Source organism: Polaromonas aquatica, from assembly GCF_042659145.1.
Taxonomy (GTDB): domain Bacteria; phylum Pseudomonadota; class Gammaproteobacteria; order Burkholderiales; family Burkholderiaceae_C; genus Polaromonas; species Polaromonas aquatica.
In genome coordinates, this window is the sequence record NZ_JBHSRS010000018.1 from 357,724 (window position 1) to 379,980 (window position 22,257).

Annotated in this window: 24 protein-coding genes; 13 read left to right on the top strand and 11 right to left on the bottom strand. The window is 60.7% G+C overall.

What is annotated here, in order from left to right:
* Positions 1-56: 56 nt before the first annotated feature.
* Together rfaE2 and ACFQND_RS10115 are read right to left on the bottom strand one after the other, a co-directional pair.
* Positions 57-542 (bottom strand): D-glycero-beta-D-manno-heptose 1-phosphate adenylyltransferase, encoded by a 486-nt coding sequence (gene rfaE2, locus ACFQND_RS10110; RefSeq protein ID WP_371437201.1) that lies wholly within the window; start codon positions 540-542, stop codon positions 57-59.
* Complete coding sequence (locus tag ACFQND_RS10115; protein ID WP_371437202.1) at positions 539-1,408, bottom strand: ferritin-like domain-containing protein; 870 nt, start codon at positions 1,406-1,408, stop codon at positions 539-541. The genes rfaE2 and ACFQND_RS10115 overlap by 4 nt, the downstream gene beginning before the upstream one ends.
* 397 nt (positions 1,409-1,805) lie before the next feature.
* Between ACFQND_RS10115 and ACFQND_RS10120 the strand changes: the two genes are divergently transcribed.
* From ACFQND_RS10120 to ACFQND_RS10155, 8 genes are all read left to right on the top strand, one after another.
* Positions 1,806-2,420 carry a glutathione peroxidase gene (locus tag ACFQND_RS10120; protein ID WP_371437203.1) on the top strand — a complete coding sequence of 205 codons (615 nt, stop codon included), beginning with the start codon at positions 1,806-1,808 and terminating at the stop codon, positions 2,418-2,420.
* A 303-nt stretch (positions 2,421-2,723) separates the two neighbouring features.
* On the top strand, positions 2,724-4,055 hold the full coding sequence (locus ACFQND_RS10125) for an NAD(P)/FAD-dependent oxidoreductase (RefSeq protein WP_377413314.1): 1,332 nt from the start codon (positions 2,724-2,726) through the stop codon (positions 4,053-4,055).
* The gene (locus ACFQND_RS10130) at positions 4,052-4,810 is read left to right on the top strand and encodes a DUF1365 domain-containing protein (protein ID WP_377413317.1); all 759 of its coding nucleotides are present in this window, start codon (positions 4,052-4,054) and stop codon (positions 4,808-4,810) included. Before ACFQND_RS10125 ends, ACFQND_RS10130 begins: the two co-directional genes overlap by 4 nt.
* On the top strand, positions 4,807-6,048 hold the full coding sequence (locus tag ACFQND_RS10135) for a class I SAM-dependent methyltransferase (protein WP_377413320.1): 1,242 nt from the start codon (positions 4,807-4,809) through the stop codon (positions 6,046-6,048). Before ACFQND_RS10130 ends, ACFQND_RS10135 begins: the two co-directional genes overlap by 4 nt.
* A gap of 20 nt (positions 6,049-6,068) precedes the next feature.
* Positions 6,069-6,674 carry a chalcone isomerase family protein gene (locus ACFQND_RS10140; RefSeq protein WP_377413323.1) on the top strand — a complete coding sequence of 202 codons (606 nt, stop codon included), beginning with the start codon at positions 6,069-6,071 and terminating at the stop codon, positions 6,672-6,674.
* A 17-nt stretch (positions 6,675-6,691) separates the two neighbouring features.
* A complete protein-coding gene (locus ACFQND_RS10145; RefSeq protein ID WP_377413326.1) occupies positions 6,692-7,987 on the top strand; it encodes an MFS transporter in 1,296 nt (431 codons plus the stop codon).
* A 116-nt stretch (positions 7,988-8,103) separates the two neighbouring features.
* Positions 8,104-8,874 (top strand): SDR family NAD(P)-dependent oxidoreductase, encoded by a 771-nt coding sequence (locus ACFQND_RS10150; protein ID WP_371437208.1) that lies wholly within the window; start codon positions 8,104-8,106, stop codon positions 8,872-8,874.
* A gap of 21 nt (positions 8,875-8,895) precedes the next feature.
* A complete protein-coding gene (locus tag ACFQND_RS10155; RefSeq protein ID WP_371437209.1) occupies positions 8,896-9,348 on the top strand; it encodes a nuclear transport factor 2 family protein in 453 nt (150 codons plus the stop codon).
* 227 nt (positions 9,349-9,575) lie between these two features.
* Here ACFQND_RS10155 and ACFQND_RS10160 read toward each other — a convergent pair whose 3' ends face one another.
* Positions 9,576-9,959, bottom strand: coding sequence for a GFA family protein (locus ACFQND_RS10160; protein WP_371437210.1), 384 nt, complete (start codon positions 9,957-9,959; stop codon positions 9,576-9,578).
* 28 nt (positions 9,960-9,987) lie between these two features.
* Complete coding sequence (locus ACFQND_RS10165) at positions 9,988-10,602, bottom strand: glutathione S-transferase N-terminal domain-containing protein (RefSeq protein WP_371437211.1); 615 nt, start codon at positions 10,600-10,602, stop codon at positions 9,988-9,990.
* A 110-nt stretch (positions 10,603-10,712) separates the two neighbouring features.
* Between ACFQND_RS10165 and purB the strand changes: the two genes are divergently transcribed.
* A complete protein-coding gene (gene purB / locus ACFQND_RS10170; protein WP_371437212.1) occupies positions 10,713-12,104 on the top strand; it encodes an adenylosuccinate lyase in 1,392 nt (463 codons plus the stop codon).
* Positions 12,105-12,154: 50 nt separating this feature from the next.
* Here the strand turns inward: purB and ACFQND_RS10175 are convergent, their stop codons facing one another.
* Together ACFQND_RS10175 and ACFQND_RS10180 are read right to left on the bottom strand one after the other, a co-directional pair.
* Complete coding sequence (locus ACFQND_RS10175; RefSeq protein WP_371437213.1) at positions 12,155-12,466, bottom strand: DUF2007 domain-containing protein; 312 nt, start codon at positions 12,464-12,466, stop codon at positions 12,155-12,157.
* A 68-nt stretch (positions 12,467-12,534) separates the two neighbouring features.
* Positions 12,535-12,969 (bottom strand): DUF3717 domain-containing protein, encoded by a 435-nt coding sequence (locus tag ACFQND_RS10180; RefSeq protein ID WP_371437214.1) that lies wholly within the window; start codon positions 12,967-12,969, stop codon positions 12,535-12,537.
* A 420-nt stretch (positions 12,970-13,389) separates the two neighbouring features.
* On the opposite strand from ACFQND_RS10180, the gene ACFQND_RS10185 reads away from it, so the two are divergent.
* From ACFQND_RS10185 to ACFQND_RS10195, 3 genes are all read left to right on the top strand, one after another.
* Positions 13,390-14,115 (top strand): TerC family protein, encoded by a 726-nt coding sequence (locus ACFQND_RS10185; protein WP_371437215.1) that lies wholly within the window; start codon positions 13,390-13,392, stop codon positions 14,113-14,115.
* Between the two features lie 53 nt (positions 14,116-14,168).
* On the top strand, positions 14,169-14,618 hold the full coding sequence (locus ACFQND_RS10190; RefSeq protein ID WP_371437216.1) for a hypothetical protein: 450 nt from the start codon (positions 14,169-14,171) through the stop codon (positions 14,616-14,618).
* 115 nt (positions 14,619-14,733) lie between these two features.
* On the top strand, positions 14,734-15,087 hold the full coding sequence (locus ACFQND_RS10195; protein ID WP_371437217.1) for a phage holin family protein: 354 nt from the start codon (positions 14,734-14,736) through the stop codon (positions 15,085-15,087).
* On the opposite strand, the gene ACFQND_RS10200 is transcribed toward ACFQND_RS10195, so the two are convergent.
* Together ACFQND_RS10200 and tfpZ are read right to left on the bottom strand one after the other, a co-directional pair.
* Positions 15,043-16,641 (bottom strand): M48 family metalloprotease, encoded by a 1,599-nt coding sequence (locus ACFQND_RS10200; protein WP_377413334.1) that lies wholly within the window; start codon positions 16,639-16,641, stop codon positions 15,043-15,045. The genes ACFQND_RS10195 and ACFQND_RS10200 overlap by 45 nt on opposite strands.
* Positions 16,642-16,669: 28 nt before the next feature.
* Positions 16,670-17,521: a TfpX/TfpZ family type IV pilin accessory protein gene (tfpZ, locus tag ACFQND_RS10205; RefSeq protein ID WP_371437218.1), complete on the bottom strand. Its 852-nt coding sequence runs from the start codon at positions 17,519-17,521 to the stop codon at positions 16,670-16,672.
* On the opposite strand from tfpZ, the gene moaC reads away from it, so the two are divergent.
* Positions 17,491-17,994: a cyclic pyranopterin monophosphate synthase MoaC gene (moaC, locus tag ACFQND_RS10210; protein ID WP_371437219.1), complete on the top strand. Its 504-nt coding sequence runs from the start codon at positions 17,491-17,493 to the stop codon at positions 17,992-17,994. The genes tfpZ and moaC overlap by 31 nt on opposite strands.
* Before the next feature lie 39 nt (positions 17,995-18,033).
* Here moaC and ACFQND_RS10215 read toward each other — a convergent pair whose 3' ends face one another.
* From ACFQND_RS10215 to ACFQND_RS10225, 3 genes are all read right to left on the bottom strand, one after another.
* Positions 18,034-19,635, bottom strand: a complete 1,602-nt coding sequence (locus tag ACFQND_RS10215; RefSeq protein WP_377413339.1) for a PglL family O-oligosaccharyltransferase — start codon at positions 19,633-19,635, stop codon at positions 18,034-18,036.
* 79 nt (positions 19,636-19,714) lie between these two features.
* Positions 19,715-21,532, bottom strand: a complete 1,818-nt coding sequence (locus ACFQND_RS10220; RefSeq protein WP_371437221.1) for a PglL family O-oligosaccharyltransferase — start codon at positions 21,530-21,532, stop codon at positions 19,715-19,717.
* 100 nt (positions 21,533-21,632) lie between these two features.
* Positions 21,633-22,253 (bottom strand): pilin, encoded by a 621-nt coding sequence (locus ACFQND_RS10225; protein WP_371437222.1) that lies wholly within the window; start codon positions 22,251-22,253, stop codon positions 21,633-21,635.
* Positions 22,254-22,257: the final 4 nt, after the last annotated feature.

A 22,257-nucleotide genomic window follows, 5' to 3' on the forward strand; every position in this document is an offset into this window, starting at 1 on the left:
GTACAAACGTACGGCCAGCGAAGCCGACAAAGTGCACGGAGGATTTGGAAATGGAATCAGTCGGCGCTGCGGATCTTTTTCACCAGTGCCGTCGTCGAGTAGCCGTCGACAAATGGAATCGCCAGGGCCTTGCCGCCGTAGGCCTCAACCACTTTGGTTTCGGGCAGTTTTTGCATGTCGTAGTCACCGCCCTTGACCAGGATATCGGGCCTGAGTTCGCTGATCAGCGCCGTCGGCGTGTCTTCATCGAACCAGGTCACAAGACTTACCGACTCCAGCGCGGCCATCAGCACCGCCCGGTCCTGCTCATTGTTCAGCGGCCGGTCCGGGCCCTTGCCCAGACGCCGTGCCGATGCATCCGTATTCAGCGCCACCACCAGGCTGCCGCCCAGCGCCCGCGCATTGGCCAGGTAAGTCGCATGGCCGCGGTGCAGCACATCAAAAACGCCATTGGTAAAAACCACCGGCCCCGGCAGGGCGGCAACGCGTGCCAGCGCCTCCGCGCGGGAGGCGATCTTGTCAAAAAAAGCCGGGCCGCTCACACAGGCTGTGGTTTGGCTTCACTGGCAATGGCAGCCGTGATTTCCCGGCCCAGCTCCTTGCGGTAGCGGTTGAGTTCCTGCACGGTTTTAAAGCTCTGGTTCATGAGCAGGCTCATGTTGTGCAGGATGCGGTCCACGACTTTTCCTTCCCAGACCGAGTCGAACTTGATCTGCGTATCCAGCCAGTGCTCCAGCCACTCGGGGTTGGGCAGGCGGGACTGGATGGTGTCGCGCGGGAACAGGTTTTTGTTCACATGAAGATTGGTAGGGTGCAAGGCCTGCGCCGTGCGGCGGGCGCTGGCCATCAGCACGCCGACCTTGGTGAAGGCCGCGCGCGCATCGTTGCCGAAATTGTTGATGGCACGCTTCATGTAGCGCAGATAAGCCCCGCCATGGCGGGCTTCGTCCTGGCTCAGCTGGGTGTAGATCTGCTTGATGACGGGCTCGGTATGCCACTCGCTGGCCCGGCGGTACCAGTGGTTCAGGCGGATCTCGCCGCAAAAATGCAGCATCAGGGTTTCAAGTGCCGGCGCCGGCTCAAACTCGAAACGCACTTCGTGCAGCTCTTTTTCGGTAGGTGCCAGGTCGGGGCGAAAGCGCTTGAGGTACTCCATCAGCACCAGCGAATGTTTCTGCTCTTCGAAGAACCAGATCGACATAAAGGCCGAGAAATCGCTGTCGTCCTTGTTGTCGCGCAGGAACATCTCGGTCGCGGGCAATGCCGACCACTCGGTGATGGCATTCATCTTGATGGTTTGGGCCTGCTCGTCCGACAGCCTGGACGCATCAAAACTGGCCCAGGGAATATCCTTGTCCATGTCCCAGCGGACAGACTCAAGCTGCTTGAACAGTTCTGGATAAAGCATATGAACTCCTTCGCGTTCTATAACGCATTCATGACATCCTCATGATGTTCTGGTCACGCGCAAACGGCGCGTTCATGAGGTAGTACGCAGAAAAAACTGCCTCGGATGCGAGTTGGTCGCATCTGGGTCCCGGTGTAATTTTAGGCTGCTTATGTGACAGATCGTCATTTGCACCCGTTTTAAAAGCAAATCAGGTGGTTTAGAGCCCAAATACATGAAAACACTGCAGACAAGGGCTTGAAACAGGATGAATCCGCTGTGACCAAAGCGGCGTATAACCATGATTCCCGGCGCATCACACCCGCTGTGCCGGGTCGCCCGTGCATTTTTTAATGACGGCGGCAGCTCCCGTTTCTCTTTGCCGGTTTTCTTTCATTTTTCAGAAAGTGGGCACGCCATGCGCTTCATTCAGTTCAGACAACTCCTTGTGGCCGCCAGCCTGTCAGCCGGCCTGGGCATTGCCAGCCCGGCCCTGCAGGCAGCCACCCCAGCTCCAGCCCCAAGCTCCACAGCCGGTACACCCGGGGCCGCCTGTCCCGCCCTGCTGCAGCAAAGCTTCTTGCGGCTGCAGGACGAAAAACCGCAGTCCCTGTGCCAATACAGCGGCAAGGTCGTGGTGGTGGTCAACACCGCCAGCTTTTGCGGCTTCACCTCCCAGTACGAAGGCCTGGAAGCCCTGTACGCCAAATACCGGGACAAAGGCCTGGTGGTGCTCGGCTTCCCGTCCAACGACTTTGCCCAGGAAACCGGCAGCAACAAGGAAATCGCCGATTTTTGCGAAAACACCTTCGGCGTGAAATTCCCCATGTTTGCCAAATCCAGCGTGAAAGGCAAGGATGCCAACCCGCTGTTCAAGCAGCTTGCCGCCAAAACCGGCACCGCGCCGCGCTGGAATTTCTACAAATACGTGATTGGCCGCGACGGCCAGAGCGTTGCCAGCTTCAATTCGATGGCCGACCCGAAGAGCGGCAGCTTCGTCAGGGAAATCGAAAAACAGCTGGCCACCCAATAAACAAACCCCAGCCTGCAAACACCAAACCAACAACAAGCCATGGCCTTTGTCGACCCATTCAAGTTAACAAAACTTTACTTTGCAAATCCACTTAAAACAGGGAACTCCGCCGGTTCGCTCCGACTCCTAAAAGAGCCCACACGCTGTGCAGATGTATGTCGTGGGGGCAAGAAAACAGTTTCATTGTTGCGAAGCCTTCTGGACTCCGGTTCAGATGCAATCCCGGGGCGCTTCTCCTCCTCCTCCCTCCCTCCCTCGTTCGCGTCGGGGCGCTTCGCAACATTTTTATATTCAGGCAGCTGAATGGGCAGCGCACAGCCTGCCCATCCCCGCGTCGCCATCGTCGGCTCCGGCATCTCCGGGCTGGCCGTGGCCCATACGCTGCGCGGCCTCGCCGAAATCACGCTATTCGAAGCCGGTGACTATTTCGGCGGCCACACCCACACCGTAGACATCACGCTGCCGACCCCCAAGGGCCCGGTTACGCACGGCGTGGACACGGGCTTCCTGGTCTTCAACGAGCGCACCTACCCCAACCTGATCAACCTGTTTGCCGAACTGGGCGTGGAAACCGCCAAATCGGACATGTCGTTTTCGGTCAAGGTCCCGGGCGCTTTTGGCGATGCCCAACAAGACCAGACCCTGGAGTGGAGCGGCTCCAGCCTGAACAGCGTGTTTGCCCAGCGCGGCAACCTGCTCAACTGGAAGTTTTTGCGCATGCTCGGCGACATCGTGCGTTTCAACCGCATCACCACGGCCCTGGCAGCATCGAACGCCGAGGCCGCCATGATGCAGCCGCTGGGCGATTTTTTGAAGGCCAAGAAATTCTCCGCCGAGTTCCGCGACTGGTACTTCCTGCCCATGATGGGCTGCATCTGGTCCTGCCCGACCGACCAGATGCTGCAGTTCCCGGTCGCGACCATGATCCGCTTTTGCTACAACCACGGCCTGATACAGGTGGCAAACCGGCCGCAGTGGTGGACGGTGACCGGCGGTGCGCGCAACTACGTTGAAAAAATCATCGCCGGCATTCCCGACAAGCGCCTGAACACGCCGGTGCGGCTGGTCGAACGTGATGAGCAGGGCGTGCGCATCATCACGGACGGGCATGCCGAGCGTTTTGACAAGGTTGTGCTGGCCGCACACGCCGACCAGTCGCTGGCCATGCTGCGCGACGCCACTGCGGACGAGCAACAGGTGCTGGGCGCCATCCGCTACCAGTCCAATCGCGCGGTGCTGCACACCGATGCGTCGGTATTGCCGTCCAGACAGCTCGCCTGGGCCGCATGGAACTACGAGCGCGCCCAACACACAGAGCGTGAATCCGCACAAGTGTGCCTTCACTATCTTTTGAACATGCTGCAGCCGCTGCCGTTTTCCCAGCCGGTGCTGGTGTCGCTGAATCCAGTTGGCGAGATTGCGCGTAATCACATCATGGGTGAATTTGACTACGCACATCCGGTTTTTGACCTTGCGGCGATTCGCGCGCAGGGCGAGTTGCAGCACCTGCAGGGCCGGCAAAACACCTGGTTCTGCGGCGCCTGGACGGGTTACGGGTTTCATGAAGACGGCCTGAAGTCAGGCTTGCAGGTAGCGCGGCAACTGCTGCTTGAGACCGCAGGGGCAGGAACATGAGTGTGGTGCCGCTCCTGGGTTTTGGCCAGGTTCGGCACACCAGGTTAAGGCCCGCGCGCAACGCGTTTGCCTACCCCACTTACTTTCTGATGCTGCCCATGCGCGCGATGCAGCAGCACGGCAGCGGCGCGCTGGCCCACAACCGCCGCGGCCTGCTGAGCTTTTTTGACAGGGACCACGGCGATGGCCGCGATGACGCGCTCAGCTGGATAGACGAGTTGCTGCTGTGCGAAGGCGTGGAAGACGCCAAAGGCGAGATCTGGCTGCACACCTACCCACGCGTATTCGGCTACACCTTCAAGCCCGTGAGCTTCTGGTATTGCCATGCAGCAAACGGCAGCCTGCGCGCCATCGTGGTGGAAGTCAACAACACCTTTGGCGAGCGCCACTGCTACCTGCTCGATGAGCCGCATTACGGCCAGGAGCTCAAAACCGCCAAGGCCTTTCATGTGTCGCCGTTTTGCAGCCTTGAAGGCGGCTACCGCTTTCGCTTCATGCGCACGGAACACGCAGGCACGCAAAAAACCGTGGCGCGCATCGACTATGACGATGCGGACGGCCCGTTGCTGGAGACCAGCGTCAGCGGCACGCTGGAACCCGTCACCCGCAGTGCCCTGCGCAAAGCGCTGTGGGGCTACCCGGCCATGACTTTTGGCGTGATGGCGCGCATCCACTGGCAGGCTTTCAGGTTGTGGCGCAAGCGCGTGCCCTTTGTCAGCAAACCCCGGCGACCTGAAATATTCGTGACGCGATGAACACACTCAACACCTCCTCCCCGCGCAGCCTGGCGTTTTCGGTGCCGGACGACGCACCATCTGCTGCACGCGCAACGCTCAAACTGCTGCTGAGGCTCAAACACGGCACGCTCACGATCAAGCTGCCCGACGGCTCGGTGCAGAGGTTTGGCAACGGCGAAAGCCCCATGGCCAGCCTGCACCTGCTGAACTGGAACGTCTGCAGCGCCGCGCTTAAATCCGGCGACATCGGCTTTGCCGAAAGTTTTATGGCCGGCGACTGGAGCACACCGCACCTGACCGAGCTGCTGCGCGTTTTCATCCTGAACCGCAAGGAAGTCGAAGACGTTTTTTACGGCACCTGGCTGGGGCGCCTGGCCTACCGCGTCAAACACCTGCTGAACCGCAACACCAGGGCCAACAGCCAGAAAAACATACACGCGCACTACGACCTGGGCAATGCGTTTTATGCGCTCTGGCTGGACGGCACGATGAACTACTCGTCCGCCATTTTTGAAACGCCGGAAACCTCCATGGCGGACGCGCAACACGCCAAGATGCGGCGCGCGCTGCGCATGGCGCAGGTCAAGCCGGGCGACCGCGTGCTGGAGATAGGCTGCGGCTGGGGTGCGCTGGCCGAAAAAGCGGCGGCGCAATTCAACGCCTCGGTGGTCGGTGTAACGCTGAGCACCGAGCAGCTTGAATGGGCCAGGGCGCGCATGAAACGCGAAGGCCTGGCCGACCGAACCGATTTGCGTTTGCAGGATTACCGCGACATTGGCAAGACCACGGCAGACCAGCCCTTTGACGCCATCTGCTCGATTGAAATGGTTGAAGCCGTGGGCCGCGAATACTGGCCCGAATATTTCGCCACCGTTTCGCGCCTGCTCAAAACCGGCGGCCATGCCTGCATACAAAGCATAGTGATTGCCGACGGGCTGTTCGAGCGCTACATCTCGTCAACCGACTTTATCCAGCAATACATCTTTCCGGGCGGCTGCCTGCCTTGCCCGCGCGAGTTCCGGGCCCAGGCCAGGGCCGCAGGTTTCGAAATCGTGGATGAGTTTTCATTTGGCCAGGACTATGCGCGCACACTGCAGCTGTGGCGCGAGGACTTCATGGCGCAGGAAGCACGCGTGCTGCAACTCGGGTTTGACAAACGGTTTATCCGCATCTGGGAGTTTTACCTGAGTTATTGCGAAGCGGCCTTCATGGAAGGCAACACCGACGTGGTGCAGTACACCCTGCGCAAGCTTTGAAAGACAACAGTTTGCCCGCCATGCCACCACGTTTTTTCAGCCTGCTGGGCAGCGTGGTCTTCATCGCCATGGTCCCTATGGCCGGTGCCTTGCTGGCGCAGCCTGCCGGCGTACAGCCCGGGACCGCAGCCCCGGTCATGACTGACGAGCAGGACCTGCGTGCCGAACTGAAAGACCTGCTGCCGCGCAACCGCCTGATGGGCAAGGGGCGCCTGACCTACTGGGGCTTCCTGGTGTACGACGCCCGCCTGTGGGCCGCACCCGGTTTCAGGGCCGACAACCCGGCCGCCCAGCCTTTTGCGCTGGAGCTGGCCTACCTGCGCGATTTCAGCAATGTAGATATCGCAGCGCGTTCCATCACCGAGATGCGCCGCTCGGCCGACATAGACGAAGGCCAGGCCAGGGCCTGGACGGCGGAAATGCTGCGTGTATTGCCGGATGTCAAAAAAGGCGACCGGATCATGGGCGTGAACCGGCCCGGCGTCGGTGCACTGTTTCTGGTCAACGGCAAACCCAGCGGCGAGATCCGCGATGCTGAATTCACGCGACTGTTTTTCGGCATCTGGCTGTCGCCCAATACCTCTGAGCCGAAACTGCGCAGCGCTTTGCTCGCCGGTGCCGTGTGAACACCACCAGCACCAGCATGCGCCCTGACACTCCGGCCAGCACGACCGTTGCGCAAGCCTTTACCCCGCGCAACGGCCTGGCGTATGGGCTGCTGGGCCTGCCGCTGGCCTTTGTGGCGCGGCCGTTGTATGTGATCCTGCCCAACCACTATGCGCGTGAGTTCGGCGTACAGCTGGCAACACTGGGCGCGATTTTGCTGGGTGCCCGCCTGTTTGATGCGTTGATAGACCCGCTGCTGGGCCGCCTCAGCGACCGCCTGTTTGCCCACTCGGCCAAAGCCGTGCTGGCACTCGGCGCTTTTGCGGCGCTGGTGCTTGCGCTGGGTTTTGCGCTTTTGTTTTTCCCGCTGGTCCGGGCACCCGCTGCGCTGGTGGTCTGGGCCTGCATCATGCTGATGGTGACCTACGCGGCCTACAGCGCGCTCAGCGTGTCGCACCAGTCCTGGGGCGCCATGCTGGGCGGCAATGAAGCGCAGCGCAGCCGCATCGTGGCCTGGCGCGAGGGTTTGGGCCTGACAGGCGTGGTTTTGGCATCCGTCAGCCCCGTGACCCTTGGTTTACCTGCGACTACAGCTATATTTTTCATAGCACTCTTATTGGGCTGGCTGGCCTGGTCGCGCGCCGTCAGGCCGCAGGCCAAAGCCGCCACACACGCGGCGGCGCCCGGCGCCATCTGGCGGCCCTTCTGGCACGTCAACTTTCGCCGCCTGCTGGCCGTCTTCATGCTGAACGGCATTGCCAGCGCCGTGCCGGCCACGCTGGTGCTGTTTTTTATCCAGGACCGCCTGCAGTCCGGGCCGGCCATGGAGCCGCTGTTTTTAGGCAGTTATTTTTTGACCGCTGCGCTGTCCATCCCGGTCTGGCTGGCTGTTGTGAAACGCCTGGGACTGGCTGCCAGCTGGCTCTGCGGCATGTTTCTGGCGATTGCCGTGTTTGGCTGGGCCACACAGGTAGGCGCGGGACAGACCGGCGCCTTCCTCGTCATCTGCGCCTTGTCGGGCGTGGCACTGGGCACCGACCTGGCCTTGCCCGGTGCCTTGCTGGCAGGCGTGATCCAGACCAATGGCGATTCGGGCCGGGCCGAGGGCGCCTACTTTGGCTGGTGGAACTTTGCGACCAAACTCAACCTGGCGCTCGCCGCCGGTCTTGCGCTGCCAATGCTGGGCCTGTTTGGCTACGCGCCCGGCGTGCAGGCACCGCAGGCGCTGGGAGCCCTGGTGATCGCCTACTGCGTGCTGCCCTGCGTACTCAAACTCGCAGCCGCTGCCGGCCTGTACTTTTTTATCATCAAACAGCCGCGGGGGGCCGCATGACCGGCAACTGCACAAAACCGCGCCCGGAGCCCTCATTTATGCATCAAACAGGGCCAAGGCCGGCTGTGTATGCGCGCGACCAGCTATCAATTTGATAACAGACAGAAACAGCCAACATGTCCCTCAACCCACCCCTGACTGCGTGGCGCGGCAAAACCGTGTGGCTGGTCGGCGCCTCCAGCGGCATAGGCCGGGCCACGGCGCACGCACTGCATGTGCGGGGTGCCAATGTTTTTGTGTCGGCCCGCGACCAGCAGGCACTTGATGTTTTTGCAGCGGAACATGCGGGCGCAGTGACCCTCACGCTGGACGCGGGCGACGCTGCCTCGGTCAAAACCGCAGCACAAACCGTGCTCGCAGCAGGCCCGCTGGACCTGGTGCTGTACTGCGCCGGCTACTACAGGGAAATGCGCGCCACTGAATTCGACCTGGACGAAATGCTGCGCCACCAGCAGGTCAACTACGTCGGTGCGCTGCATGTGCTGGACGCCGTGCTGCCGTATTTTGTGGACCGCAAGGCCGGGCATGTCAGCCTGGTCAGCAGCGTGGCCGGCTACCGCGGCCTGCCCAAAAGCCTGGCTTACGGACCGACCAAGGCGGCGCTCATCAACCTGGCCGAAACGCTGTATGTAGACCTGCAGGACAGCCGTGTCGGCGTCAGCCTCATCTGCCCCGGGTTTGTGGAGACGCCGCTGACCGCACAAAACAAATTCAGCATGCCGGCACTGATCAGCCCGGAGCAAGCCGCCGACGCCATACTGAATGGCTGGGCCAGAGGCAGGTTTGAGATCCACTTCCCCAAGCGCTTCACCTTGTGGATGAAGGCGCTGGGCCTGCTGCCCGCCGCGCTGTATTTCCCCGTCATCCGCAGGTTCACCGGGCTTTAAGCGCCTGTTTATGATCCGGCCATGACCGAACACCCACACACCGAGCTTGACACCCATGTCGCCCGCCTGGTCGCGTTTTTTGAGAACCTGACGCCCGCCAGCCTGGACCAGCTCAACCAGTTCTACACGCCGGGCGCCTACTTCAAGGACCCGTTCAACGAGGTGCGCGGCCTGGCTGAAGTCCACGGCATCTTCAGCCACATGTACGAAGCACTGAGGCAGCCACGCTTTGTGGTCACCGACCGCATCGCCCAGGGCGACCAGTGTTTTCTGACCTGGAACTTCGAGTTTTACTTCAAGGGTTTTGACAAGGCCACGCCACAAACCATACGCGGCGGCTCGCACATCAAGTTCACCGCTGACGGCCTGGTGGACTTTCACCGCGACTACTGGGACGCGGCCGAAGAGCTGTATGAAAAACTGCCGCTGCTGGGCGGGCTGATGCGCTGGCTGAAAAAGCGCGCGCAGCAGTGAAACATTTGCTACTGTTTTTATAGCTGGTTGCGCAGGCGGGACGGAGTCCAAAGGCCTGTTTGATGCTCAAAACAGGCAGTTTTTTGCTTCAGCCAGCCTGAAAACCCGCTTGCGAACACCCAAAAGCCCGCCCGGAACGTGTTTTGGGGCAATTTTCAAGCCCCAATAAGGCCCCAGCCCAATGGGCATGAGCGCAGCAAGCTATCAAATAGATAGCTAAATGCAGACTATGGCAGCTTGCTACCAGCTATGCGCCTGACAGGAATGGCGTCCAGATCAGCACCCTCCAGGCAGCGCACGTTCACGGCCCAGCCGCTGAAGGGCTGCATGCCTGCGGCCAGCTCATCCTTGCTGGGGGCGCTGGGCCGGCGAAAGGGCAGGATGCCGCATTCGGGGCAAAAATAATCCTTTGCCGTGCCGGTGTGCCATACATAAGTTGTGAGCGCCGACAGCGGTGTGTGCAGCCGCAAGGCCTGCGTGGGCACACGGTGCATGAGCGCGCCCCGGCGGCGGCAGACCGAACAGTCGCAAGAGCGCACATGGTCGAGTTCCATGTCGACCTCGAAGCGCGTGTTGCCGCAGTGGCAGGAGCCTTGATAGGTCGCTTGCATGGCCCTTGCCGGTCACCGGCCCCGGCGTTCAGCCCGGGTGCGTTTCCACAAAACTGGCACGCAGCGCCAGCTTTTCCTGCAGCTTCGCCAGGTTGGCATGGCTGCTGCGCCAGTCGATCTGGGCAAAACGGAAATCCAGGTAACCCAGCGCGCAGCCGACCGCCACATCCGACAGGCTGAAGTGGATGCCGCTGCAAAACGGCTTGTCGGCCAGGCCTGTGCTCATGGCTTTGAGGGTGTTGTGGATCTTGCCCATCTGGCGGTCTATCCAGGCCTGGCTGCGCTGGGCCTCCGTGCGGCCTGACCAGGTGGCTTCAAGCCGGGCCAGGATGGCGGCGTCCATCAGGCCGTCGGCCAGCGCTTCCCAGGTCTTGACCTCGGCGCGCTCCCGGCCCTGCTGCGGAATGAGCTTTCCGACGGGGGAAAGCGTGTCGAGGTACTCCACGATCACCCGGGAGTCAAAAACCGCTTCACCGCCCTCCATGACCAGGCAGGGCACCTTGCCCAGCGGGTTGGAGTCGGCCATGCTGGTGCCTGCAGCCCAGACGTCTTCTTCCACAAACTGGTAGTCGAGCTTTTTTTCGGCCATCACAACGCGCACTTTTCGCACATAGGGGCTGGCGGTGGATCCGATAAGTTTCATAGATGTCTTTGTTATATGCAGGGCACAGGGAAAGCGGCGAAGCAGCATTCTATCGAGTCAGCCCCACCCCACGCCGACACGATCCAAACCCACCCGCCTACAATTGAGGCATGAGCTCTTCCACCACGCTTTCTACCATCAACGCCCTGTCGCCGCTAGACGGCCGTTACGCCCAAAAACTCGCCGCCCTGCGCCCGCTGATGTCCGAGCAGGGCTATATGCACCGCCGGGTGCAGGTTGAAATCGCCTGGTTTATTGCACTGTCGGATGCGGGGTTTGCCGAATTCAAGCCATTGAGCCCGGGAGCACGCACTTACTTGCTGGGACTGGTCAAGAATTTCTCGGAAGCCGACGCACTGGCCATCAAGGACATTGAAAAAACCACCAACCACGATGTAAAGGCCGTCGAGTACTGGATCAAGTCCAAGTTTGAGGCCCGGCCGGAACTGCAGGGCGCCGGCGAGTTTGTGCACTTTGCCTGCACCAGCGAAGACATCAACAACACCAGCCATGCGCTGCAACTCAAAAGCAGCCGCGAACTGGTCCTGCTGCCCGCGCTGGACAAGGTGATTGCCCAGATGCGCGAGATGGCCCATGCCTTTGCGGCCGAACCCATGCTGAGCCGCACCCACGGCCAGACCGCCAGCCCGACCACGGTTGGCAAGGAGATCGCCAACGTGGTGGTGCGCCTGGTGCATGCCCGCGAAAAAATCGCCGGCGTCAAGCTGATGGCCAAGATGAACGGCGCCGTGGGCAACTACAACGCCCACCTGTCGGCCTGGCCTGACTTTGACTGGGAAGCCTTCAGCCGCAAGGTGATCGAGACGCCGGAGCCGCTGGGCCTGGGCCTGACTTTCCAGCCCTACAGCATTCAGATCGAGCCGCACGACTACATGGCCGAGGTGTTTGACGCCGTGGCGCGCACCAACACCATCCTGATCGACTGGTCGCGCGACGTCTGGGGTTATGTCAGCGTGGGCTACTTCAAGCAGCGCCTGAAAGCCGGTGAAATCGGTTCAAGCACCATGCCGCACAAGGTCAACCCCATCGACTTTGAAAACGCCGAGGGCAACCTGGGCCTGGCCAATGCGCTGCTCAAGCACCTGAGCGAAAAGCTGCCGATTTCCCGCTGGCAACGCGACCTGACCGACAGCACCGTGCTGCGCAACATGGGCGTGGCCCTGGGTTACGCCGTGCTGGCCTACAACTCGCTGGGCGTCGGCCTGGGCAAGCTGGAGCTCAACCGCGAAGCGCTGCAGGACGACCTGAACGCCTCATGGGAAGTGCTGGCCGAACCGATACAGACCGTGATGCGGCGCTACGGCGTACAGGGCGCGTACGAAAAGCTCAAGGAAGTCACGCGCGGCAAGACGGTCAAGGCCGAAGACCTGCATGCTCTGATCCGCTCGCTGGAGATTCCAGAAGCCGAAAAAACCCGCCTGCTGGCGATGACGCCGGCCAGTTATGTGGGCATGGCGGCGGAACTGGCGAAGCGGGTCTGACGAGCCCCCACGCTTGTCACTGCACGGGCTGAGCGGTGCTTAGTCCTCGCTTAGTCTTGCGACGTGGGCATGTCGGCACCACAGTGCCAGCACTGCTCAAAACCACCTTCGACGGTTTCCCCGCACACGCATAGCCAGCGCCTTTGCGGCATGTTTTGCAGCTGGTGCAGCAGCGCCTTTGCGCCGGCTTCTTCGTGGTCATAAGTTAACCAGACCTCGGGGAAGCACTGGTCGGGCGGCAATTCGCCTGCCAGGCCGCCAAGAAAGTAGCGCTGCACGCTGGCAGAAAAACCGGCCTGCTTCAGCGCGTCGGCCCACAGCGCTGCAATGGCGATATTGGGAGCGCGGGCAAGGCGGAGCATGACCTAGTATAGGCCCGACACTACAAAATCAATAGCAAACCATGCAGGCAGTACGGAGACCAGGGGCCTCAAAGGTCCGTACTTTCGGGTTTTTTGCCGTTTTCAAGCGCCCGGTCGGCGTAGCGGCCAAAACGCCAGGCCGTGTCTTCCTGCGTGATGCGCCGCCAGGTGCAGCGTTTTTCCGCCGGGGTCATGGCGGGCCAGTGCTGCACTTCCTCAAAGGTACGGCCGCAACCCTTGCACATCTCGTCGCCCTGGCTGGTCGAGCAGATGGCGATGCAGGGCGTGTCCGCCGTGGTGTCATACCAGGCCCGCCAGGCTGCCAGTGCCTTTGATGGAAAACCCGTCTCGTCGGCTTCGTCCTCATGGTAAAAAACCATGAGCGCATACACCTCGGCCAGCGCGCGCAACTCGGGCGCCAGCGTCACGCCGTCAGGCGACGGTTTTTTCTCGCGCCAGTAATTGATGGCCGCTTCAATATCGGTGATGTGGATGCCGGCCATTCAGGTAATTCAGTGGGGGTATGCGGGACAGGGGAGTGGATTATGGAGCAGATGCCGCGCCAGCCTGTGACAAACGCCCCAAACATGCCAGCTGTCCCCGGAATTTGCAAAAAGACACGTTTTATTGTTTAATAGAGGGACGAAGGGGAGTAACTCCCCGGTTTTGCTGCACTACTTTTAATAACAGACACAGCAGCAAAAACGCTACAACAAGTCGTCAGTACGAAGTTCACTCTTCCGGCTTGTTGGGCATGCAGCGACACTGCATGTCGAGCCAGACCTTCGATTGAAACCTGAACAGGTTTGATCGAGGCGTTCGCGGCAACCTTCTGCCGTACACCTCTGTACCTGTTCAATTTCAACGAATCCGGAAGCCTGTCCGTCGGGCTTTCACGTCGAAACTTGATATGGAGTGTGAACTTGGAATTATTCTCAACCCCCTGGTGGTCTGCCCTGCTGGCGATCATCCTGATTGACCTTGTACTCGCAGGCGACAACGCCATCGTGATTGCACTGGCCGCGCGCAACCTGCCGCCGCACCTGCAGAAAAAGGCCATCGTCTGGGGCGCAGCAGGCGCAATTATTGTCCGCGCGGCCATGACGGTCGGCGTGGTCTGGCTGCTCAAGGTCCCCGGCCTGATGCTGGTGGGCGGTATTGGCCTGCTGTGGATCGCCTACAAGCTGCTGGCGGACCAGGGCGAAAAAGAACACGATGGCCCCGTGGCCAGCACCTTCTGGGGCGCCATGAAAACCATTGTCATCGCCGATGCACTGATGGGCATTGACAACGTACTGGGCGTGGCCGGCGCCGCACACGGCTCGTTTGACCTGGTCGTCATTGGCCTGCTTATCAGCGTACCGATTGTTGTGTTTGGCAGCACCATGGTGCTCAGGCTGGTGGAGCGTTTCCCCGTCATCATCAGCATTGGGGCCGCCGTGCTCGCGTTTACCGCCGCAAAAATGATTGTGGGCGAACAGCTGCTGGCCGGCGTTTACGGCGGCCCGAATGCACTGCCTTCCGACAAGACCATGCACATCACCGCCCAATGGGCGACCTACGCCGTGGCAGTTGCCGGCGTGCTGGGTGCAGGCTGGTGGGCGACGCGCCGGGCCAAAGCCGGCCAGGACGCCCTTGCTACCGATTGAGTTCCCGCGCAACCGTAAGCCTTCTACAAACACGATAACCCAAGGAGAACTTTATGGACAACATCATTGTGTACGTTGACGATGCCAGTTATGCGTTGCAGATGCTGCAGCCGATGCGCCTGGCGGACGGCGCGCGCAATCCGGCCCGCTGGATTGTGGTGGGTTGCGCACCGCGTGTCACCCACCGGGCCAGCAAATGGGTAACCCACAGCGCACGCGAAAGCTGGCGCGGCAAATGGGCAGACAAGGTCTTTGCCCAACTGCAGCCGCTTTTGCAACAGGACGGCGACATCGTGGTGACACAGCTGGCGCAAACCACCCTGTGCGCGCAGACGGAATCCCTGATGAAGGAATACGGCGTTGCGCGCGTGCTCGATGCCCGCCGGCCAAAATTTGGCCATGACCTGCAACCGGTCACCGCTGCTCAGGCACAGGAAAGCAATGGCACCCTGGGTTATGTAGCTGCGCTCGCAGGCGCCGGCCTGCTGGTGGCGACTGACTGATACAGCAGGCCGGGCCTTCCTCCCCGGAATGCCAGCACCCTCTGCATGACAAGCAGGGGGAGCCTTGCAGGCATGGGGCAGCCAGGCACCGCCTGCCGGTGGTATTCTTGCAGCCATGAAACTGATCATCAAATGGCTTTGCAGCGCCGCCGCCTTGCTGGCGGTGGCCTATCTTTATTCTGGCGTGGTGGTGACCAGCTTCACCGGCGCCCTGGTCGCCGCTGCGGTACTGGGTGCGCTCAACACCGTGGTTCGCCCCATCCTGGTGTTGCTGACCCTGCCGGTCACGCTGGTCACCGTGGGCCTCTTTCTGTTTGTCATCAACGCCCTGATGTTCTGGGCGGCTGCCAGCTTGGTCAGTGGCCTGAGCGTCAGCGGCTTTGGTGCGGCCCTGATCGGTTCCCTGATTTATTCCGTGCTGCAGTTAGCGATCGAGTTTGTCCTGGAGCGCCTGTTCTTTAACCAGTGAGTCCAGCTGGCGGGTACGCGCGTCGATGATGGAGCCCTCCACGAAATCCGCGCTGCCGGGGTTGCTCCTGATCATCGCCTGGGCGGCTCTCAGCCGGTCCAGAGCCCCGTTGTAATCGAGCTGCGCCGCACGACCTTCCGCATCTGCACGAATGGCACGCACGTTCTGGTTCTGGTTGCCGTAGGCAACCGCCAGAAGCTGCCATGCCGCCGCATCCCTGGGATGGGCCGTCACCCACGTCAGCAGCCGGTCACCCACCTCCTGCGCGCGGCCTGCCGCCAGCAACGCACGGGCCTGTAGCAGGAGCTCTGCACGCGAGGCGGCTTTGGAAATGTCGATCCGGGACACTGCTGCAGGGACAACACCAGCCAGCAGGTCAAGCTCCAGCGATAGCAGGCCTGCGGTATTCAGGGCGTGGGCGTTGCCCGATGCCAGCGTCCTGAGTTTCTCCGTCAGGCTGCGGGCCAATGTGAAATCCCGCAGTTTTGCGGCAGCGAGGGCGCCCGCATAAAGAACCCCTGCATTGCGTATCTCGAAGGAGGTTGCCTGTGCGGCCGAAGTCTGGCGCTGTGCTTCAGCCACCATGGCACGCAGCGCATCCACACCCGGGTCCGCCAGAACGCGTGCACGTGCCGCCATCATGGCGTGCAAAAACCGGGCCTGGGCCGACTCTTCAAGCTCGGCCTTGCTGCGTGCAGGGGCGTTCTGTGAAGCCAGTTGCAGGCGCGCCTGGGCTTCCGCGATGCGCTCCGTCGTCAGCGGATGGGAGCGCAGGTACGGAAAGGAGCCGTTGTCGTTGATGCGCGAGGCCTGCTGCAGTTTCTCGAACATGCTGCCGACGCCCCGGCTGTCAAAGCCCGCGTCCGTCATGACACCAAAACCTACACGGTCGGCCTCACGCTCCATGTCGCGTGAAAAATTAAGCTGCGATTGCACGGCAACCGCCTGACCACCCATGATCGCCGCCTCCGCAGCCTGCGGACTCTTGCTGGCCGCCAACGCACCAAGAATCATGGCGCCTATCACCCACGGCGTCATGCGCGCCTGCTGTGTGATGAGGCGCGAGATATGCCGCTGCGTCACGTGGCTGAGCTCGTGCCCCAGCACGGCGGCCAGTTCGTCCCGGCTGCTCACCGCACCGATCAGACCAAGGTGCACACCGAAGTACCCGCCGGGCAGGGCAAACGCATTGATGCTCCGGTCACGCAGCAAAAAAAGCTCCCAGGCGAACCGTTCCGCGAGTTCCGGATTAAGTTCACCCCGCGCCTTCGCCGCCGTCATCAGGGGCTGCCAGATGGTCTGCACATAGTCCCCGAGAACCGGGTCATCGATATAGTCCGGGTCGCGGTAAATGCTGGCGGCAATGCGGTCGCCAATGCGCCGTTCAGCACCGGCTGCCAGCTCCAGGTTATCGCCGAGAGAGGGCAGCGAACCACTCGCGCCCCGGGACACGCCGGCCGGCGCCTGGGCCATGGGACCATTGCTGGACACCACAAGCGCCATGACCGCAAAAACGATGCTTTTACCGAACCCACCACCCAGCCTGCGGCCCATGCCCGCACGCGGCTTCGATGCAGTTGGCCTAGAACGAATCAAGGGGGACAAAGGCGATTACCTCGGCAGTGTTGGCATCGATGAGAACCGTCCAGAATGTGCTGCGCCCGACCATGGGGATGTAGCCAATAGCCGCGCCTGGACGGGCGGACGCGGAGGCAGACTGCAGCGCACGGTCAATATCGCCAGTATGGTCAGGGAAGCGGGTCTTCAACTCAGCAAGCGGACGGGCTCTCGCCAAAACTTGGGGTTTGGCCTTTTCATAGCTTTGCCATAAATCGGGCCGGGCGCCCAAAGCAACACCTTGCAAGGCCGCCATGGTGGCATCGAAATTTTCCTTGGCGTCCTTGAAGTCCCGCACGGACAGCAAGGTGGGGCCCGTCAAAGGCAATTGCTGTAAATCTGCCGGGGCACGGCTTAGCATGTCCGGCGGAATATCCACGGCATGCACAACCCGAAAACGGTCGATCTCAAATGCCAGGTGCACTGGCCGGGCAGCAGCCATCGTCCACAAGCCATAAGCCAACGCGGACAGCTGCAGCAGACCGATAACGGCAAGATCCCGCTGCAGTGTTTTGCGTGGCTTGTTGCGGTTAAATATCGCGAGTGTTAAAAGCGGCCCCATGATCACATCCACCGTGACCAATAACAAAAACAACTCGCGCCCACCAGATATCTCACGGTAGGGGTAGGGGTACCAGACAAGGAAAACCAGCAAGGCCGCCAGTATGGCCAGGGTCAGGCTGATGCCCAAATGAATACCAGAAGCCTTGAGACGGCCCTTCAAAAAATCCGGATTCTCGAACATGGTCTTATGATGATGCTTGCTTGTAAAGGTTCTGTAACTGCATGACGCCCACTTCGACGCCCAATCCGGCATTAAGCCACTTCGACGCCCAGGGCCAAGCCCATATGGTTGATGTTGCAGCCAAGGCTGCAACGCACCGTATTGCCGTCGCGCAGGGCCGTATCGTAATGAATCCGTCAACCTTGTCCATCATTCTGGCAGGCAACGCCAAAAAAGGTGATGTACTGGGCATCGCCCGCGTTGCCGGCATCATGGCCGCTAAAAAAACCAGCGACCTGATCCCCTTATGCCATCCGCTGGCCCTGACGCGCGTGGCGATTGATTTCATCCCTGATGAAAACAGCAGCAGCATTGACTGCCGTGCCACAGTGGAAACCATCGGCCCCACCGGAGTTGAAATGGAAGCCCTGACCGCTGCGCAAATTGCACTGTTAACCATCTACGACATGTGCAAGGCAGTAGACCGGGGCATGACCATCACTGACGTGCGCGTGCTTGAAAAACACGGTGGCAAGTCGGGCAGTTTTGTGAGCACGGCGACCTAAGGAAAGGAGCGCACCGCCTGCGCCACATTTCGCAAGCGCTCAGGGAACAGGTGCCTTGAGCGGCAAATACCTGGAGTTTTCCTTAGCCCATTGTGCGTACTCGTTGGGAAAAGCGGCTTTGTAGCGTGCCAGATGCGCCATGGCCACATCGTTCAGTCCCAGCATCACTGCACTCTCGATGACTTTCTGGATGACTCGCGGCTCCGGCGAATAGTGAAGCAGCGCATTCGCAGTGTTGAAGGTCCAGCTGGCATTTTCACGCGCAAGCGGCGTGAGCATCAATTGCGCAAACCGTGCCTGATCCGCATACAGCCAGGAACCCTGGATTTTAGACAGCGTGTCGTCGCGGTAGGCCACGTCACGCTCCTGCGGCGGCAGGTAGATCTGGCTGACGCGGTGGTAATCCCAAGCGGCATAGATCACACTCACTATCAAAAAAATAGCAATACATGCAGGAAACACAGTTGCCAAGTGGCTATTTGGCTGGATTTTCGGGCCGCCGGATGAATTTTCCGCCTGCGCGGGACGGCACCAGAGCAATCCGGCACACAAGCCGAAGGCCATCTGAAACGGTCCGTACCAGAGCGGGTACTCCAGCAGGCTGTGCAGCAGGATCACGGCCACAACACTCCAGGCCAGTTGGCGCGCCGGGTCCGTCTCACGCCACGGACGTTGCCGCATCACCCACCACGCCAGCGTAGCGCAGGCCGCCATGGCGACCGGTATGCCCAGTTCCACGGCCAGGTGCAGGGGGAGGTTGTGGGCGTTGTCGAGGATTTCGCAAAAGCGCAGGCCACTGTACAGGGTCATGTAATGGGCGTAGTCCAACTCACCCCAGCCCCAGCCCAGCCATGGTTTTTGCGCAATAAGTTGGAGCACGTTGGACCAGAGCGTGATGCGACTGGCACAGGCTTCATCACCCGAACGCAGGCGGGCGGCCATACCATGCAAGGAAGGATCAAACCCCGCGCTCCAGGGCAGCACGAACGTGGCTACAACGTACGTCAGCACCGCCACCACCAGCATGCGGCGAATCAGGGTCAGGCGCCAGCCACCCCAGACGGCACACAAGGCACACAGCAGGAACAGCTGCACCAGCCCGGTCCGCGACAGCGATGCGGCATTGCCCACGGCCAGCAGGCCTGTCACCACCAGCACCATGGCCTCGCGGCGCCGGACGGTGAGCGCATCGGCCTGGAGGCTGGAGGAAATGGCCATCGCAAACCAAAGCAGCGCGGCCAGTGCCACGTTGGTCAGCGTGGCAAACTGATTGCGCTGGCGCAGATTGGCGAAGGCTTCACCGAATCGAGCATGGTTGAGCCACGGCTCCAGCCCGGCTGTGGCGCCAAAATACTGCAGCAGGCCCATCACGCTGCTCAAGGCGCCTGCAATCACCCAGGCCCAAGCCGCAGGCGCCGCCCAGATCTGGGTAAAAGACCGGTGGCCTGCGCCATGTCCACGCCACGCAAGAAGCGAATGACACAGCAACAAGCCGGCGGTGGCGCCAAGGGCCAGCAACCATGGCACGACCGAGGGGGATGGCCCCGGCGCAAGAGGGCTGAGCCAGGGCAGCAACACCAGTACGGCCATCAGGATGCCGACAGGCGCATTCACGGCAATGACGGGGGGGGCAAATTTCATTTCTGCTTAAGTCTGATTCGCTGACTGCGCCACCCCAGCAACCAGACGGCCGCACACAGTTGACGTATCAAACACGCCCTCAATTGATCATGGACGGTGGATAACAGGTTTGTTCAAAAGTGCGCGTGGCCTTGGGCACGGGAACAGGATTTTCGAGATAAGCCGCGAGTTGCGCCGCGGCGGGCAGGGTGCTTGCGGCCACGCCTTTTTTGTAATATTCCGTCTTGCCGTTGCTCATGCGATGGATGATGTAGAGGATCCATTTCGCTTCATCCACGCGCCCCATCTGCGCCAGGGCCAGGACGGTGCCAGTCTGGAACCAGGCTTCGCTCATCACACAGCCTATGGTCGCGGCGCGCCTGAGGTAGGCATCGGCGTTTGCGGGCGTCACCGCTTCAATCTGGAGTTTCGGGAAATCGGCAAACCTGCGGAACCAGAAAACCCGCTCCGCGTCCCTGAAGCGTTCCGGCTGTGTGGAGGCCAGGCCGGGGGCATAAACCGGCGTGAGGGAGTAGTAATCGCGATTCATGGACATCGCAACACCCAGCGTCAGCGCCCCAATGAGGCATGCCGCGGTCGCCCGGACTGTAAATCCGTATCGCGATTTGTGTTCAGTGGGGTCCGGTACGCCGTCCGCAGCCTGCGCGGCTGGGTTGCCGGTGAGGGAGCCGAGAACCCAGCAGGTCGGCAAAAGGAAATAGGCATACCAGAGCGGAAACTCAAAAAACGAGTGAATCAGCAGGCAGCCAAGATAGACAAAGGCAAAAAAACCATGAGGGGTCGCGAAACGTTTTCGCACCCGCCATACGACAAATGCCAGCATGGACAGGAAAATAATGGCGAGCGGAAGGCCAAAATCAACGGCCAGCTGCAAAGGCAGGTTGTGCGAATGGGACATGCCGACGCCGACCGTAATCCCGGCACCTTCGAGGAAAAATGCGGCAGGATAACGCATGCTGCCCCAGCCCACCAGCGGATGATGGGCAATCATGTTGATCGTCTCATGCCATGCCGCACTGCGCATCCCTATGCCCTCGGAAGTGGTCTGACCGAGTTTCTGCGCACCATAGAACTCAGCGCCTCCTGACTTGCTGACAAGAAACAGCGCCAGCCATACCAGGGCAATGAGAAACAGGGGCCACAGGGCCCTGACCATGCCGCGCCAGTTGCGCCGGCAAAACCATGCGGCGCTGAGCGATACAAATGCAATTTGGAGAATGGCCGTTCGCGAGCCCGTCGTTGCGATACCGAAAACCAGGATGGCGCTCAACACAATCCACAGCCAGCCTTTGATGGCGCCCCTGAGCTGCAGCACCAGCAGCCCAATCAGGCCAAGGTTCAGAAAAGTGCCCTGATGATTGGGCTGGCGAATGAAGCCAAAGGTCCTCCCGGCCTCACTGACCGGAGAGATCAGGAGTATTCGCGCATCGACCTCGAAATATTGCGCAATCGATGCAAAGGCCGCCAGTACGCCGGCAACGACGAGGCCGAGGGCTGCTGCAGCAAACCACTGCTCCGCATAATTGCCGGAGGCGACCGCCCAGCCCACCCAGACAGCCAGGCCGGCGCAGAAAAGATAGGCCAGCAGGACCAGCGAAACGTCCGGCTGCACTTGGCGCAGGCCAAAAAACTGGGCCACGGCAGCAGCCGCCAGCAAGGCGAAAGCGCCTATTGCCACGGCAAGTTCGCGCGGCGCCTTGCGGTTCCGGGAGGCTTCCAGTCCAGCCAGAGCAAGCATCAGCGCGAGGCCCGTCACGCACAGCGCTTCGGCCGTGAAGTTGGCAAGCGGGATGGCGCCGTAGCCGATCAGGGAGGGAAGCCCGAAAAAGATAAAACCAACCAGGTAGATCAGCATGGCGGGCTTGCCCGGGTCGTGGATATTGAAGCTGGCTTTCACTTTCTGGACTTTTCCCCGGGGAAATGGATGCTTGTGTGATTGTGGACCGCCAATAAAAAAGCACCCTGAGGTGCTTTTTTATTGCAGGGAGAACCCTAGCTTAACCGCGGCATGAACCAGGCAGGAACTTCACAGGGGTGCCGGAACCGGTGCTTGGACCGCAAACCCATGCCTTGATGATGGAACCAGCAGCCAGCGTACCGCCACCGGCGCTGGACGGCACGAGGGCAATCCACGTGTTTGCAATGGTGTCGTCCTTGATGGTGTCGGAAACCTGCACGCTGATCGCGCCGGCATCATTGGTCTGGATACGGTTAACGTATTTGCTCGAGGAAACCGTCGACTCGCAACCCCAAGAACCACCCAGCGGCAAGCTGCCAGTCACCGATTGATAAACTTCGGTGATGGTTGTACGGCAGGAAGAAGCCGCCAAAATAACTTCAGACAGCTTGGCGCGCTTGGTGTAGTCCTGGTACGCAGGCAGAGCCACCGCAGCCAAAATACCGATGATTGCGACAACGATCATCAATTCGATCAGGGTAAAACCCTTTTGGATAGAACGCTTCATAAAAACTCCATGATTAAAAAGCAAACGGGAAACTCTCACGAGAACTAGTGCACGTTTTGTGCCAGAGCCAACAGGCCTTCCGGGGCCCTGATTTAAATACAAAGTTGCGCCGAAACTTACCTTTATGGCATGAAAATCCATCTTTTCTGACATTTTT

Coding starts and splice junctions, on each gene's coding strand:
- ACFQND_RS10140 (WP_377413323.1), top strand. CDS start 6,069: ATGCCACCACGTTTTTTCAGCCTGCTGGGCAGCGTGGTCTTCATCGCC.
- tfpZ (WP_371437218.1), bottom strand. CDS start 17,521: ATGCCGGATTGGGCGTCGAAGTGGGCGTCATGCAGTTACAGAACCTTT.
- ACFQND_RS10215 (WP_377413339.1), bottom strand. CDS start 19,635: ATGAAATTTGCCCCCCCCGTCATTGCCGTGAATGCGCCTGTCGGCATC.
- purB (WP_371437212.1), top strand. CDS start 10,713: ATGAGCTCTTCCACCACGCTTTCTACCATCAACGCCCTGTCGCCGCTA.
- ACFQND_RS10160 (WP_371437210.1), bottom strand. CDS start 9,959: ATGCAAGCGACCTATCAAGGCTCCTGCCACTGCGGCAACACGCGCTTC.
- ACFQND_RS10195 (WP_371437217.1), top strand. CDS start 14,734: ATGAAACTGATCATCAAATGGCTTTGCAGCGCCGCCGCCTTGCTGGCG.
- ACFQND_RS10120 (WP_371437203.1), top strand. CDS start 1,806: ATGCGCTTCATTCAGTTCAGACAACTCCTTGTGGCCGCCAGCCTGTCA.
- ACFQND_RS10175 (WP_371437213.1), bottom strand. CDS start 12,466: ATGCTCCGCCTTGCCCGCGCTCCCAATATCGCCATTGCAGCGCTGTGG.
- ACFQND_RS10135 (WP_377413320.1), top strand. CDS start 4,807: ATGAACACACTCAACACCTCCTCCCCGCGCAGCCTGGCGTTTTCGGTG.
- ACFQND_RS10145 (WP_377413326.1), top strand. CDS start 6,692: ATGCGCCCTGACACTCCGGCCAGCACGACCGTTGCGCAAGCCTTTACC.
- ACFQND_RS10200 (WP_377413334.1), bottom strand. CDS start 16,641: ATGGGCCGCAGGCTGGGTGGTGGGTTCGGTAAAAGCATCGTTTTTGCG.
- moaC (WP_371437219.1), top strand. CDS start 17,491: ATGACGCCCACTTCGACGCCCAATCCGGCATTAAGCCACTTCGACGCC.
- ACFQND_RS10115 (WP_371437202.1), bottom strand. CDS start 1,408: ATGCTTTATCCAGAACTGTTCAAGCAGCTTGAGTCTGTCCGCTGGGAC.
- ACFQND_RS10125 (WP_377413314.1), top strand. CDS start 2,724: ATGGGCAGCGCACAGCCTGCCCATCCCCGCGTCGCCATCGTCGGCTCC.
- ACFQND_RS10165 (WP_371437211.1), bottom strand. CDS start 10,602: ATGAAACTTATCGGATCCACCGCCAGCCCCTATGTGCGAAAAGTGCGC.
- ACFQND_RS10130 (WP_377413317.1), top strand. CDS start 4,052: ATGAGTGTGGTGCCGCTCCTGGGTTTTGGCCAGGTTCGGCACACCAGG.
- ACFQND_RS10180 (WP_371437214.1), bottom strand. CDS start 12,969: ATGGCCGGCATCCACATCACCGATATTGAAGCGGCCATCAATTACTGG.
- ACFQND_RS10155 (WP_371437209.1), top strand. CDS start 8,896: ATGACCGAACACCCACACACCGAGCTTGACACCCATGTCGCCCGCCTG.
- ACFQND_RS10225 (WP_371437222.1), bottom strand. CDS start 22,253: ATGTCAGAAAAGATGGATTTTCATGCCATAAAGGTAAGTTTCGGCGCA.
- ACFQND_RS10190 (WP_371437216.1), top strand. CDS start 14,169: ATGGACAACATCATTGTGTACGTTGACGATGCCAGTTATGCGTTGCAG.
- ACFQND_RS10150 (WP_371437208.1), top strand. CDS start 8,104: ATGTCCCTCAACCCACCCCTGACTGCGTGGCGCGGCAAAACCGTGTGG.